The following is a 13429-nucleotide window of genomic DNA, read 5'->3' as shown; positions in this document are numbered from 1 at the left end:
GGACAGAAAACGAGTGCGGATTTCATAAGTCGATCCGCCGAACGGGAAGAAACATGACCGGACAGGAAGACCGCTGCCGCCTGGTGCTGATCGTGCCGCAATATGACGATGCCGATCAGCAGGCCAAGGATCTCGAAGCAGCGCTTGCCGGCGGCGACGTCGCCTCGGTGATCGTGCCGCAATATGGCCTTGACGACCAGGCGTTCCAGAAGCGCGCGGAAGCACTGGTCGAACTGATCCAGGCGGCGGGTGCTGCCGCGCTGATCTCCGGCGACAGCCGGGTGGCCGGGCGCATCAAGGCGGATGGCCTGCATCTTGGCGGAGACCTCACCGAACTGGGGGAGGCGATCGAGAAATTCGTGCCGAAGATGATTGTTGGCACCGGCGGGGCGGGCGACCGGCATCAGGCGCTTGCGATCGGTGAACATCGTCCCGACTATATCTTCTTCGGCAAGCTCGACGGCGACATCAAGCCCGAAGCCCATCCGAAAAACCTCGCGCTCGGCGAATGGTGGGCATCGATGATCGAGATTCCCTGCATCGTCATGGGCGGCACCGATACCTCCTCGTCGCTCGCCGTCGCGGAGACAGGCGCGGAGTTCGTGGCGCTCAGGGAAGCGGTATTTTCCAACCCCCAGGGCCCCGGCGCCGCGGTCGCCGAAGTCAACGCAATTCTGGACGAAAAAGCGCCACGGTTTGAGGCTTGATGGAGCCCATGCCGTCGAACCGCCTTTCCCGCGTGATTCTGAAAGGGCTGCTGGCGACGCTCATCGCTTCGGCGGCGGTGCCTTGCCTTGCGCTGGCGCAGGCGAATTCCAGGGCAGTGACCCGGCCGGTGGAGCCCGATTTCCAGCCGATGAAAAAGGGTCGGGTCGAGATCCAGCCGGTTCCGGGCTCAGCAAAGGGAACCAAGGAGCCAGATGGCCAGCCGAGCGGGATAGTTCCCTCGGGCGGCGTTGAACTCTACCAGCGGATGGGGGCAGCCCTGCCGCCCGCGCCGCCTGAAAAAGCCTATACCGGCACTGTGGACGATGCCTACGGGGCCTACCAGCGCGGAATGTATGTGACGGCGCTCGACAAGGCGCTGACCCGCGCCGGGGCCGGCGATGCTGCGGCCCAAACGCTGGTCGCGGAAATGATGACCAAGGGGCTCGGTATCAAGCGTGATGCGAAGACAGCGGCATATTGGTATCAGAAGGCGGCGGAAGGCGGGGACCCAGCCGCGATGTTCCAGTATGCGCTGCTGCTGATGACCGGGCGCGACGTGCCCCGCGACAAGCGGCAAGCCGACGATTTCATGCGCAGGGCGGCCGAAGCCGGCAATGCCTCGGCGCAGTTCAACTGGGCGCAGATCCTGGTTTCCGAAAATCCCGGCGACAAGGGTCTGCGTCTGGCACTGCCCTTCTACGAAAAATCCGCAAGGCAGGGCGTCGCCGATAGCCAATATGCGGTGGCGCAGGTCTATGTGGCGCTGAAGGACCTGCCGGCGGAAAAGAAGGCGCGGGCCCGCGAATGGCTGGAGCGTGCCGCAGAGGCCGGTTTCGACACCGCACAGCTCGACATGGGCCTCTGGATGGTCAACGGCATCGCTGGAGAGCGCAACTACGAAAAGGGTTTCGAGTGGCTACGGATTGCTGCCCATCGCGGCAATGTCGTGGCCCAGAACAAGCTCGCCCATCTCTATATCAACGCGCTCGGCACCCGGCCCAATCCGGTCGAGGCGGCAAAATGGTACGTGCTGTCACGCCGCGCCGGCCTGCAGGACCCTGAGCTCGAGGATTTTTACCTCGGAATCAACGAGGAAACTCAGAGACAGGCGATCGACGCGGCGAACAAGTTCCGGCGTGGGTGACGAGGTGTGTGAAGGCGGCTTGGGTTCTGCAGTTCAACGAGACCGCTTTCGGGATCAAGCCGCGTGCCGACGCCAGATCAGAAAAATCCCGTCCGGATCAATTTCCTTCTTCATCGGTGAGCCGTCGCTTCGAAAAATCTGAAGCTCACTGAGTACGTTGTTCTGTTCGAACAGAATGAGCTCGACCATCGGCCCCATGACATCCTTTTGATTGTCGTCATCGAAATATCCTGAGGCAACCGGCCGCATGCGTCCGTTTTCCGGCGATGTTCGCTCGTTGTGAAGCATCAGTGCCAGCGATCCGTATTCGTCGATTTCCCGTGCGAAGTATCCGTTGATTTCCCATGAGGGTTGCGCGAGCTCGTCACCCAACAGGTTTTTGACGATGCGTTTCTCATTGTCCGTCAGGCTTCGCCAATCGGGAGCATCTCCCATGGCCTAGTTCGCCGACAATGCGTGGCCGACGATCATCGCATGACCTCCCGCCAGCGCAGCAATCGCGAAGATCCAAACGGCCATGTAGAGGACCGGCTTGTCGGCGGTTCTGTGGTTGAAGCGTCGCGTGAGTGCAAAGATCGCGGTCGAGACGAGCGCGACTACGGGGATGATCGACAGTGCGAAAGGCGCGGGCGCATAACGGTCGGGCGTGCCGTCGAGGCGGAAATGCACGGCAAGGTCTGCACCTGGCGTTATCATGAACCAGGCTGCCAGCGATGCCGCGGCCATGGTGGCAAGCAGCGCGAGGCTCAAGGTCAGCGGTAGCGTAGCCTTCATCCTGCTTCCTCCGTGATGCAGCCGGGACAAGATGGACCCAGTTTTGCAGACGTGGTCAGCGGCGGCAATGCCCGCATTCCCGCAGACGACTTGAATTTCGCGCTGTTTTATGGTCTTGAAGCCGCCAATCAAAAAATCGCTCATAAAACGCCGTCCCGTCCAGACGATAAGTCGGGACAACCCCCAAGGATTTCCCGCATGGCCCGCTCCGCCCTTCTCAACGTCATGGTTCAGGCTGCCCTCAAGGCAGGCAAATCGCTCTCCAGAGATTTCGGCGAGGTGCAGAACCTGCAGGTTTCGGTAAAGGGCCCCAGCGATTTCGTGTCCCAGGCGGATCTGAAGGCGGAAAAGATCGTTCGCGACGAGCTGCTGAAGGCGCGTCCGACCTACGGGTTCCTCGGCGAGGAAAGCGAGGAGCTGAAGGGCACCGACGGCGCGCATCGCTGGATCGTCGATCCGCTCGACGGTACCACCAACTTCCTGCACGGCATCCCGCAGTTCGCAGTCTCCGTTGCGCTCGAGCGTAATGGCGAAGTGGTTGCCGGAGTCGTGTTCAACCCGGCGACCGACGAGTTGTTCACCGCCGAAAAGGGCGGCGGCGCCTTCATGAACGATCGTCGTATCCGGGTCGCTGCCCGTCGGGTGCTGTCGGACTGCGTGATCGGTTGCGGTATGCCGCATCTCGGCCGCGGCAATCACGGCAAGTTCCTCGTCGAACTGCGCCACGTCATGGGCGAAGTCGCCGGCATGCGCCGCTTCGGCGCGGCCGCCCTCGACCTTGCCTACGTGGCTGCCGGTCGTCTCGACGGCTTCTGGGAAACCGAGCTTTCGCCCTGGGACATGGCGGCCGGCCTGATCCTCATCCGCGAGGCCGGCGGGTTTGTCTCCGACATGAAGGGCGCGACCGATATCTTCGGCAGTGGCAATGTCGTGGCCGGTAACGAGCTTATCCAGAAGGCACTGATCGACGTGGTCAACCGGCCCATTCCGACCCGCTGAGGCATTTTTGCGCCACCGCCCAGCTTAGCACTGCAGTACTGAATAGCTGACTGTTTTCCTAAGCTTCTGCACTTCAATTCGTCGCATTTTTCAACTAGCCTCCGGGCCGGCAGACTACCGGAGGCGAAGGCTTATTATGGCGAATGCGACAGTGGACGATTTGGACGCGTCTGAAACGAACCGCGGCGGTTATGCCTATAAACTGTCCAATCCAGCATCGTTCTTATGGACGATGCTGATCTTCCTGATCATCGTCGGTTTCGTCGCGTCGATCCTCTACCGCCAGGCTGCGCATGCCTTCCAGACCAATCCGGGACTGAACGGCCTCATTCTGGGCGTTCTCCTGATCGGCGTGATTCTGGTTTTCAACCAAGTGATTGCCCTGATGCCGGAGGTGCGCTGGTTTAATTCCTTCCGTGCAGCCGGTAACGCCGACAAGGTCGGCCGTGAACCGCGCCTTCTGGCGCCGATGCGCACCCTGATCGGCAGCCGCCGCAGAATGGCGCTTTCGACCAATGCCTTCCGCTCGATCCTCGACACCATTGGCACGCGTCTCGACGAATCACGCGACACGTCGCGCTATCTCATCGGCCTGCTCGTCTTTCTCGGCCTTCTCGGCACGTTCTGGGGCCTCATCCAGACCATCGGCTCGATCAGCAACGTGATCGGGGCGCTCGACCCGAATTCCGGCAGTTCCAACGACGTGCTCGCCGCCATAAAGAGCGGCCTTGCCCTGCCGTTGGCCGGCATGGGCACGGCGTTTTCGTCCTCACTGCTCGGCCTTTCCGGATCACTGATCCTGGGCTTCCTCGACCTGCAGGCCGGCCGCGCCCAGAATCGCTTCTACACGGAACTCGAAAACTGGCTGTCTTCGGTGACCGACCTCGGGTCGGACATGCCGCCTGTCATCGCCGAAACCCTGGCGAGTGGTTCTTCGGAGGATTTGAGGGCGCTGACGGAACAGCTGCGCGCGCTCGCCTCCGCCCAGACCAAGGGCTCGGTCGATGCCCAGCAGAACGAGCGGTCGCTGTCGGCCATGGCCAATCTTGCCGAAGGCATCCAGGGCCTCGTCAAGAACATGCGCAACGAACAGCAGATGCTGCGCGACTGGATCGAGGCGCAGCAGGAGGAATCAAAGGCCTTGCGCCGCACGCTCGATCGGCTTTCCGACAAGATCGGGGGGAAGTAAGCGATGGCGCTTGGCAAGAGCCGCCGCCGGGAGCGGGGCGTCGACTATTGGCCGGGTTTCGTGGATGCGTTGTCCACGCTGCTGCTCGCCATCATGTTCCTGCTCACCGTGTTCGTGCTTGCGCAGTTCCTGCTCAGCCGCGAAATTACCGGCCGCGACGAGGTGCTCAACCGGCTGAACAGCCAGATCGCCGAACTGACGGAGCTGCTGGCGCTCGAAAAAGGCAATAACCAGGATGTCGAGGACCAACTCGCCAACCTGCAGTCATCGCTCGCCACGGCCGAGGCCGACCGCTCGCGTCTGCAGCAGCTTCTGAGCCAGGGCACCGGCAATAGCAGCGCCGCCAATGCCCGCATCGGCGACCTCACCAACCAGCTCAACCAAGAACAACAGTTGAGTGCCCGCGCCGCAAGCCAGGTCGAGCTGCTCAACCAGCAGATCGCGGCGCTGCGGGCCCAGATCGCGGCCGTCGAACAGGCATTGCAGGCCTCCGAGGCCAGGGACTCGTCGTCGCAGGCGCAGATCTCCGATCTCGGCCGGCGCCTTAACGTCGCGCTGGCGCAGCGCGTCCAGGAACTGAACCGCTACCGCTCGGATTTCTTCGGCCGGCTACGGGAGATCCTGTCGGACCGCGAGAACATCCGCATCGTCGGCGACCGTTTCGTGTTCCAGTCGGAAGTGCTCTTCCCGGTCGGCGGCAACGAACTCGATCCGGCCGGCCGGATCGAGATGGACAAGCTTGCGGCGGCGCTGCTCGATCTTGCCAAGGAAATACCGGCGGAGATCAACTGGGTGCTGCGCGTCGACGGTCACACCGACAATTCGCCGCTTACCGGCACCGGCCGTTATCGCGACAACTGGGAGCTTTCCTCGGCCCGTGCCACGTCGGTGGTCAAATACCTGATCTCCAAGGGCGTGCCGGCCAACCGACTCGTCGCTGCCGGTTTCGGCGAGTTCCAGCCGCTCGCGCAAGGCGATACGCCCGACGCCCGCTCCCAGAACCGCCGCATCGAGCTGAAGCTCACCGAGCGGTAAGCCTGGCCATTTTCGTATTCATTGAAGGCCGCTAAATCCAGGCGGCGGGGAAGAACCCAAGGGATGGCCGAAGACAAGCCGGATATGAGCGTGCTTCTGAAGGAAGTCGCCGAAAGCCCGAAACGCGACAACAGCGTCTATCACAAGGCGATCGCCGAGGCGCGCCAGGCGTTCGAAGAGGCCGAGGCGGCTCTCGGCGGGCCGGTCGAGGTGCGGACCAAGACCAAGGTGAAGCGCAACGGCGATTATGTGGTGAAGTGGACGTTCAGGCGCCTGGACTAGGTATTTCCGCTGCGATGGAATGGGTGGTCGACGTGAAGCCCAGCCGCTTCAGGCCGCGACGCACCTCGGGCGCGTTCATGAACAGGCGCCACAGCAGGCCGGATCGATAATTTTCGATCATCGCGATGATCGGGCCTTGGTCGATGGCAAGGTATGTGCCGGCCACCCAGTCTGCCTTCGGGGCGAAGGCATCGACGAAGCCGAATGCACCGAGCAGCTTGCCGTCGCCATAATGAAGCATTGCGCGCATGGCGCTTTCCGCCTCGGCGGGCAGGAAGGGGAAACTGGACAGGGCGGCGGTCGGGGCGATGACGCCGCGATCGTAGGTCGGCGAATGGGCGCCATACCCTTGCGGTCCGTCGGATGCGCTGAGGCCCCAGACCCCGGCATTTGCGTAATCGGGCACGGACAAGCAATAGTCGTGGTTGATGCGCGTATGGGCCACGGCCTGGCTCTGGTAGTCGCTGCAATAGCGGTCGCTCAGGCCTCTCGGATCCAGCGCGCAGAACGAATAATGCGAAATGAAGAGCGGACCGCCATAGGGCTCGCCCAGCGGAAGCTGGGTTCCGAGATAGGTCTCACCGTTACGCATGGCGCCAGACCGTGCCCAGCCGGCATGGTAACTCTCCGGCTTGATCGGATGGGTATTGGAGCCGGCCGCCAGGACATAACAGGACAAGGCTTCGTTCCAGCCGCGGATCGGCAGGTTCATGGCCCATTCGTAGTTCGGGCTCCAGTGCCAGTAGAGGGCTTCATCCTTGCCGCGGGTGAACCAGTTCCATTCCACCTCGTCGAACAATCGCGTGATATCCGCCCGCATTTTCTCTTCCCGAGCGGTCCCACCGGCGAAATATTCCCGCGCGCAGATCAGGCCCTGCATCAGCAACGTCGTTTCGACGAGGTCGCCGCCGTCGTCGCGTCCGGAGAAGCGGATGACGTCGTTCGTCGAGCCGTCGATGAAATGCGCGAATGCCCCGCGGAAAGTTGGGGAATGCCTCAGATGATCGATGATGGTCGATATGCGTGCCAGCGCCTGCGAACGCGTGACCCACCCGCGTTCCGAAGCGACGATGATGGCGAGAACCCCAAAGCCGACGCCGCTGACCGATACGATACCGGGAGAAGGCGCCCCCGAAACGAAGCACTTGTCGAACGGCAGCCCCGATTCGGGATGAGCCCCATCCCAGAAGAAGCGAAAGGTTTGGGACTGTATCTTGTCGAGGCAATCGTGGAGGGATGGGCTGGGCGGCAATTGACTGAAATTCATGATCTCAAGCTTCTGGCGGCAATGGTATCTGCGATACTAGCGGTTCTGCAGTAGGTAGGCACTCGGCGCGCCCGGTTCACTTCCAGCTTAGACCCGAGCGAAACACGTTGGCGTGAATGATCAGAGCGCCGTGGCGCTCTGCCGTTCGATATCGTGGAACTGCAGCCGTGCGAGCTTGGCATAGAGGCCGCCCTCGGTGATCAGGCTCTGATGGGTGCCTTCCTCGACGATCCGCCCGTCTTCCAGGACGAGGATGCGGTCGGCTTTGAGAACTGTCGCTAGCCGATGAGCGATGACCAGCGTGGTGCGGTTCTTCATCAGCCCGTCGAGCGCCTTCTGGACCAGGGTTTCACTTTCCGCATCGAGTGCCGATGTCGCCTCATCGAGCAGCAGGACCGGAGCGTCCTTGAGGATGGCACGGGCGATGGCGATGCGCTGGCGCTGGCCGCCGGACAGGGTAATGCCGCGCTCGCCGGCCATGGTGTCGTAGCCGTTGTCGAGCCGCGAGATGAACTCATCTGCCTGGGCGGCTTTTGCCGCGGCGCGGACCGCCTCGCGGCTGGCATCCGGAGCGCTGAAGGCGATGTTGTCATGGATGGAGGCGGCGAAGATGGTCACGTCCTGGGGCACGATGGCGAGGCGGGAACGCAGTTCGGCGAGCCTTGCCTGGCGCAGGTCGATGCCGTCGAGCCACACCGACCCGGCGGAGGGATCATAAAAGCGCAGCAGCAGCGAGAAGATCGTGCTCTTGCCGGCACCGGACGGCCCGACGATCGCGACCGTCTCGCCGGACTTCACCTTGAAGGACAGGGAATTCAGCGTGATGGCGCTGACGCGGGCGGGATAGGCGAAGGAGACCGCTTCGAACTCCACTTCGCCGCGCGGCGGGGAGGGAAGTGCGATGGGGTTCTCTGTGTCGCGAATGGCCGGGACTTCCTGTAGCAGTTCGGTCAGGCGCTCGGCGGCGCCGCCGGCTGCGGAAAGCTCGCCCCAGACTTCGGAAAGCTGGCCGAGCGAACTCGCGGCGATCACCGAATAGAGCACGAACTGGCCAAGCGTGCCGGCGGTCATGGTGCCGGCCAGCACGCTCTGGGCGCCGTACCAGAGCACGCCGACGATGCTGCCGAAAACAAGCAGGATGCCGAAGCCGGTCAAAAGCGCGCGGGCCTTGATGGCGGCGCGGGCGGCGTCATAGGCGCTTTCCACAGTGCTGCCGTACCGGCCGTTGGCGGTCGCCTCGCCGCCGAAGGCCTGGACAGTGCGGGTGGCGCCGATCACTTCGGAGGCGAAGGCCGAGGTCTGGGCAAGCGTATCCTGGGCGGCGCGCGAACGCTTTCTGACCGAGCGTCCGAAACCGACCAGCGGAAAGACGATCAGCGGGATGGCGCCGAGCACCAGCGCGGAGAGGCGCGGGCTCGTATAGATCATCATTCCCATCGCGCCGAGACAGAGGATGGTGTTACGCAGCGCCTGGGAGGCGGACGAGCCGAAGGCGGACTTGATCTGGGTCGTATCGGCGGTCAGCCGCGAGACGATCTCGCCGGACTGGTTGACGTCGAAGAAGGACGGCGACAGCGACGTTACATGCGAGAAAACCTCGCGGCGCAGGTCGGCGACGACCCGTTCGCCTATCGTGATGACGTAATAGTAGCGCATCGCGCTGGCGACGGCGAGGAGAGCCGCCAAGGCCAGCAGCATGCCGAAATAGTTGTTGATGAAATGGCCGTCGGAAGAGGCAAAACCGTGGTCGACCATGCGGCGCACTGCAAGTGGCAGAGCGAGCGTGGTTGCTGCGGCGAGCGCCAGGAAAACGATTGCCGCGGCGACCATCGAACGATAACGGGCAAGATAGGGAATGAGCCTTGCAAGCGGTCTTAGGGCTTTGCCTCTCGGCTGGTTTTCTCGGGCGTCTGCCACGTCATCTCCATAGGCTCGAAAGGCTCATTTCTCGGCCTTACGGGTACTTGTACTTCCGGTGACCTTCCTGTATAGGCTCCGCATCCAATTGGGAAGCCGTGACCAGACCGGTCTGCGGCTTCATTTATTAAAGAGGCCTCTCGCTCGCAATTGCGACAAATGGACCTCGCAGAGCAGGAATATCGACATGAAGGCTGGCATCCATCCGCAGTATCACGTGATCAAAGTGGTCATGACCGACGGCACCGAGTACGAAACCCGCTCTACCTGGGGTTCGGAAGGCGCTACCATGAACCTGGAAATCGACCCCAACTCCCATCCGGCCTGGACGGGCGGCAACCAGCAGATGCTGGACCGCGGCGGTCGCGTTTCCAAGTTCAACAAGCGTTTCGGCGGCCTCGGCCTCTAATACGCTTCTTGACGGAAGAAGTTACGAAGAGCCTGGCGGAAGCCGGGCTTTTTTCGTTTTGCGGTGTTTGACGGGGAGGAGCCGTTGAAAGAGCAATCCGATATTCCGGCAGCATCGCGGCGGATCGTGATCATGGGGAACGGCGGGTCTGGCAAGACTTGGCTAGCACTAAGACTGGCAGAGCCGCTTGGCCTGCGGCTCGTTCACCTCGACGACGTGCATTGGGAGCCGGGTCGCTACGGGATTGCACGCGACCGGGCGGTCGTGCACGAGGATGTTCGGACGCTAGCGGCGGGTGAGGCCTGGCTTATCGAAGGCGTCTATGGCCGCTACGTCGATATCGCCCTGCCGAGGACAACGGCGTTGATCTGGCTTGATCTGAGCGAAGACGAGTGCGTGGCGAATATCATGCGCCGCGGCATCCAGGGCGGCGAGAGCCAGGAGTCATTCGACGGGCTGGTCAAATGGGTATCGGAATACAGAATCCGAAAGAACAACTGGAATTCGTTCGATGCTCACCTGAAGCTTTATGAAAGCTTCTCAGGCCAGAAGGCGCGGCTGACGAGCCGGGACGAGATCGATGCCTATGCGAAGAACTTTCTGCGATCGTGAAAAAGCCGGCGCACCATGTGCACCGGCTGTGATTTGGTCGGAGCTTCAGATCAGTTGCCGAAGGCAGTGCGCAGCAGGTTGAGCTGGGCGCGGACGCTGTTCTCGTTGTCCGGCAGAACGGTGGGGTCGGCCGGGCGGTAGATTTCGCGATCGAGAATGGCGACGCGGTTCTGGAGGCGCAGCGAACGCTCTACGAGGTCACGGAAACCTTCCGGCAGATCGAGCCAGCCCGGAGCATTGCGATCGACGTTGAAGCCGTCGAGGCGGACCTTGCTCTTTTCCGACATGACCTGTTCGCGGCTCATCTCGCCATTGTTGACGGCGCGCTGTAGCAACAGCCAGGAGGCCATCTGCATGAGGCGGGTGGTCAGTCGCATGGATTCGGCCGCGTAAAGGACCGATGCCATGCGCGGCAGAACCTTCGAAGCGGCGCGGCCCGTACCGTCGAGGTAGCTCGCGGTCTCTTCGACCAGCGACATGCCTTCCGAGTACAGGGCCTTGAACTGCGAAGACGCAGCGGCACGGCCTGCAAAACTTACGGTATTCAATCCCTGTTCGGACATCGAGATCATCCTGCTTAACGCAATCACATTCAGGCAATGACAACGGCGGATAAAAGTTCCCGTGCCGTTCTGACTGGCTTGAACATGATACTTATAATGGAAATCCGCAAGGCGTTTCTTAAGGAAAGGTTAATACCCACAAGAAGTGGTAAACAGCGGCCATGTTCCTGAAATGAGACGCATTTTGGCGCCCAATACAACAGTTTGTTTCTGTGGGAAAGCCGGTTGAAACCCTTGCCTCCGCGGTATCGAGGGCAAGGAGCCGGGGCCGGGCCGGCGCGGCCATAAAAAAAAGAGCCGCGGAAAGGCGGCTCTCAAGGTAAAACAGGGAGAAATCAGACCATTCGCCGAATGGTGAAACTGTCTGAGTCCAGGAAGCCTGAACGCCTTTATATTCTTCGATGATGATTAATATAGTCTTAATATTAAGAGGAAATACTTAAAATAATCGGCAGGCGGCGGCGTTCAGGAACGGAACAGACTGTCGGCCGCGCGCCGGCCTGCGGCCTTTTTCTCCTTCTCGGCCTCGATCCGGGCGATCTCCTGCCTCAGGAGGCCGATTCGCGACTCGAGCTCGTCCACGGACAACATGGAGAGGTCGCAGCCGAGTTCGTGGGTTGTCGGTTTCTTCGGCCGTTCATCGTCGATAATGCTCATGATGCCTCCTTTCCGGCATTTGTGTCTGGCCGGACACTCTCCGGCGTCGAACCGCCGGTCTTGGCACGCGGGTCGAGCGACAGGCTCTCGGGCGTGGCAAGCGGCGAGGTCGAGGCAGGGGCGGTCGTGTAGGCGTCGCGCTCGGCGATGGGAACCGGCGCCCGCTGCCGGCTGCGAATGATAGCATAGGCGGCGACCAGAAGATGCGCCCCGGTCGTCACCGCAAACAGTGCATGCGGGCCGGCCCAGGTCATTACCGGGCCACCGAGCGTCGGGCCGATGATGGTTCCGATACCATAAAGCAGAAGCAGGCCGCCCGAGACTTTTACGAAGTCCTCGGGAGCGGCAAAGTCGTTGGCATGCGCGACCGCGATCGGATAGAGCGCGTTGGCGGCAGCGCCGTAGATCGCCACCAGCACGACGATCTGGTAGGTGCCGGTCGGGTGGATGACCAGGATCGCCAGGCCCGCCAGGGCCGCTGCGGCTGACAGGCCGGCAAGGACATGGCGGCGGTCCATCCTGTCGGACAGCCGGCCTGCCGGAAACTGCATGATCGCGCCGGCGAAGAGGGTGATGCTTACCATCGCCGCCACCGCGCCCTGGTCGAGGCCGGCGCGGGTGCCGAAGACGGCGCCGAGCGTGCCGTAGGCGCCGTTGGCGGTGCCGATCAGGAGAATGCCGATGCAGGAGATCGGGGAGTTGCGGAAGAGGCCGCGCAGATCCAGGCGTGCGCGTTTCAACGGTTGCGGCGAGGCGGCCTTGGACAGAGTGGTGGGCAGCGCAGCGAGACTGTAGAAAATGCCGCAGATCATGAACAGCGTCGGTGTCGAAATATCCGCGAACGGCACCATCAACTGACCGCCGACGACGCCGAAAAGGGTGATCGAGATATAGAACGAAAAGATGGTTCCGCGGCTTTCGCTGGTGGCGCGCTCGTTCAGCCAGCTTTCGATGATCATCGAGGTACCGGCGGTGCAGAAACCGGTGATGGCGCGCAGGACCAGCCAGGTGTTCTGGTCGACCATCAGCCCGGTCAGCAGCACGTTCAGGCAGATCAGCGACAGGAAGCCGGAAAAGGCGCGGACATGGCCGATGCGGCGCACCACGTTCGGCGCCACGAAGCAGCCGATCACGAAGCCGGAGGCCCATGTGGTGCCGAGCAGGCCGAGCACTTCGTTCGAATAACCTTCCTGCGCGCCCCGCACCGGCAGAAGCAGGCTCTGCAGGCCATTGCCGAGGAAAAGGAGAAGCGTACCGCAAAGGAGGGCGAGGATTGGAAGGAGGTTTCGTCTCATCTTTGCTACTGTCAGCTCTTTGCGCGAATGCGATCAATCACGGAACCGCAGGCAAGCATTGTTGCATGCGAATGAACCGGGCGTTAACGAAAGCGAAGCGGACTATCTATTCCCCGAATCCCTCCGCATCTATCTGTGGTGGAGCGCAAAAATGTCCAGCCTATGGCGGATGAGATCGGCAAAGCCTAAATGACAAAGCCAATCGCGGTTCTTCTGATCCTCGCCATGCTGGTGCAGATCATCAAGCCGCTCAATCTTCCAGGCTTAAGGCGCCGGAGCGATTTCTGGAGGCTCGCCGTCGTCGCCTTCGCGGTCTGGAGCATTGCGCTCATCCTGCGCGAATTCACGACTCTCTAGAGCCTTTCAGGGTTAAATTGAAGCGTTCTGCCGGAGCAGGTTTTCGTCAGGGCAGAGGCGATTGGCGAAGGGCATACCCCGATGTACGTCCGAGCCGATCGCCTCTGATCCTGGCGGAAAGATGCCCGGCCCTTCGGGTTGGCTGAAACGGGCCGCCTGATCGACCGGCCGGCTTGGCCGTAGAGCATGGCTACGACGCGCGCCGGCCGGTCGGTCATCCG

16 protein-coding genes are annotated in these 13429 nt (G+C 61.9%); 9 read left to right on the top strand and 7 right to left on the bottom strand.

Translation table 11 applies throughout. From position 1 onward, the window contains the following. Positions 1-53 precede the first annotated feature (53 nt). Positions 54-707: a thiamine phosphate synthase gene (locus tag RG540_RS15030; protein ID WP_038589425.1), complete on the top strand. Its 654-nt coding sequence runs from the start codon at positions 54-56 to the stop codon at positions 705-707. After that, on the top strand, positions 707-1852 hold the full coding sequence (locus RG540_RS15025; protein WP_155414798.1) for a tetratricopeptide repeat protein: 1146 nt from the start codon (positions 707-709) through the stop codon (positions 1850-1852). Before RG540_RS15030 ends, RG540_RS15025 begins: the two co-directional genes overlap by 1 nt. Before the next feature lie 54 nt (positions 1853-1906). On the opposite strand, the gene RG540_RS15020 is transcribed toward RG540_RS15025, so the two are convergent. Then, entirely contained in the window at positions 1907-2287 is a 381-nt protein-coding gene (locus RG540_RS15020) for a DUF6984 family protein (RefSeq protein ID WP_038589422.1), read from the bottom strand. A 3-nt stretch (positions 2288-2290) separates the two neighbouring features. Continuing rightward, complete coding sequence (locus RG540_RS15015) at positions 2291-2626, bottom strand: SdpI family protein (protein ID WP_038589419.1); 336 nt, start codon at positions 2624-2626, stop codon at positions 2291-2293. 198 nt (positions 2627-2824) lie between these two features. Here RG540_RS15015 and RG540_RS15010 point away from each other — a divergent pair, with 198 nt between their 5' ends. The 4 genes from RG540_RS15010 (at position 2825) to RG540_RS14995 (ending at position 6131) form a co-directional block, all read left to right on the top strand. Beyond that, on the top strand, positions 2825-3625 hold the full coding sequence (locus RG540_RS15010; RefSeq protein ID WP_038589417.1) for an inositol monophosphatase family protein: 801 nt from the start codon (positions 2825-2827) through the stop codon (positions 3623-3625). A gap of 136 nt (positions 3626-3761) precedes the next feature. Continuing rightward, positions 3762-4814, top strand: a complete 1053-nt coding sequence (locus tag RG540_RS15005) for a flagellar motor protein MotA (RefSeq protein ID WP_038589415.1) — start codon at positions 3762-3764, stop codon at positions 4812-4814. Positions 4815-4817: 3 nt separating this feature from the next. Beyond that, positions 4818-5849 (top strand): peptidoglycan -binding protein, encoded by a 1032-nt coding sequence (locus RG540_RS15000; RefSeq protein ID WP_038589413.1) that lies wholly within the window; start codon positions 4818-4820, stop codon positions 5847-5849. 63 nt (positions 5850-5912) lie between these two features. Then, positions 5913-6131 carry a hypothetical protein gene (locus RG540_RS14995; protein ID WP_038544976.1) on the top strand — a complete coding sequence of 73 codons (219 nt, stop codon included), beginning with the start codon at positions 5913-5915 and terminating at the stop codon, positions 6129-6131. Here the strand turns inward: RG540_RS14995 and RG540_RS14990 are convergent. Both RG540_RS14990 and RG540_RS14985 read right to left on the bottom strand, forming a co-directional pair. Beyond that, positions 6115-7398, bottom strand: a complete 1284-nt coding sequence (locus RG540_RS14990; RefSeq protein WP_080724952.1) for a glucoamylase family protein — start codon at positions 7396-7398, stop codon at positions 6115-6117. The genes RG540_RS14995 and RG540_RS14990 overlap by 17 nt on opposite strands. 120 nt (positions 7399-7518) lie before the next feature. Then, on the bottom strand, positions 7519-9315 hold the full coding sequence (locus tag RG540_RS14985; RefSeq protein WP_038589411.1) for an ABC transporter transmembrane domain-containing protein: 1797 nt from the start codon (positions 9313-9315) through the stop codon (positions 7519-7521). Between the two features lie 187 nt (positions 9316-9502). On the opposite strand from RG540_RS14985, the gene rpmE reads away from it, so the two are divergent. Together rpmE and RG540_RS14975 are read left to right on the top strand one after the other, a co-directional pair. Further along, positions 9503-9724, top strand: a complete 222-nt coding sequence (gene rpmE / locus RG540_RS14980) for a 50S ribosomal protein L31 (RefSeq protein ID WP_038589408.1) — start codon at positions 9503-9505, stop codon at positions 9722-9724. A gap of 132 nt (positions 9725-9856) precedes the next feature. Continuing rightward, positions 9857-10336: a P-loop NTPase family protein gene (locus tag RG540_RS14975; RefSeq protein ID WP_051909641.1), complete on the top strand. Its 480-nt coding sequence runs from the start codon at positions 9857-9859 to the stop codon at positions 10334-10336. A 50-nt stretch (positions 10337-10386) separates the two neighbouring features. On the opposite strand, the gene rcdA is transcribed toward RG540_RS14975, so the two are convergent. From rcdA to RG540_RS14960, 3 genes are all read right to left on the bottom strand, one after another. Then, the gene (gene rcdA, locus RG540_RS14970; RefSeq protein WP_038589405.1) at positions 10387-10899 is read right to left on the bottom strand and encodes a protease adaptor protein RcdA; all 513 of its coding nucleotides are present in this window, start codon (positions 10897-10899) and stop codon (positions 10387-10389) included. Positions 10900-11364: 465 nt separating this feature from the next. Beyond that, a complete protein-coding gene (locus tag RG540_RS14965) occupies positions 11365-11556 on the bottom strand; it encodes a DUF1192 domain-containing protein (RefSeq protein ID WP_038589402.1) in 192 nt (63 codons plus the stop codon). Continuing rightward, a complete protein-coding gene (locus RG540_RS14960) occupies positions 11553-12851 on the bottom strand; it encodes an MFS transporter (RefSeq protein ID WP_051909439.1) in 1299 nt (432 codons plus the stop codon). Before RG540_RS14960 ends, RG540_RS14965 begins: the two co-directional genes overlap by 4 nt. A 189-nt stretch (positions 12852-13040) precedes the next feature. On the opposite strand from RG540_RS14960, the gene RG540_RS32875 reads away from it, so the two are divergent. Next, on the top strand, positions 13041-13208 hold the full coding sequence (locus RG540_RS32875; RefSeq protein ID WP_167551677.1) for a hypothetical protein: 168 nt from the start codon (positions 13041-13043) through the stop codon (positions 13206-13208). Positions 13209-13429: the final 221 nt, after the last annotated feature.

The sequence above is a fragment of the Neorhizobium galegae bv. orientalis str. HAMBI 540 genome, assembly GCF_000731315.1.
In the GTDB taxonomy this organism is placed as follows: domain Bacteria; phylum Pseudomonadota; class Alphaproteobacteria; order Rhizobiales; family Rhizobiaceae; genus Neorhizobium; species Neorhizobium galegae.
The sequence above is the reverse complement of the archived record's forward strand: the minus strand, read 5'-3'. Positions and strand labels throughout refer to the sequence as shown.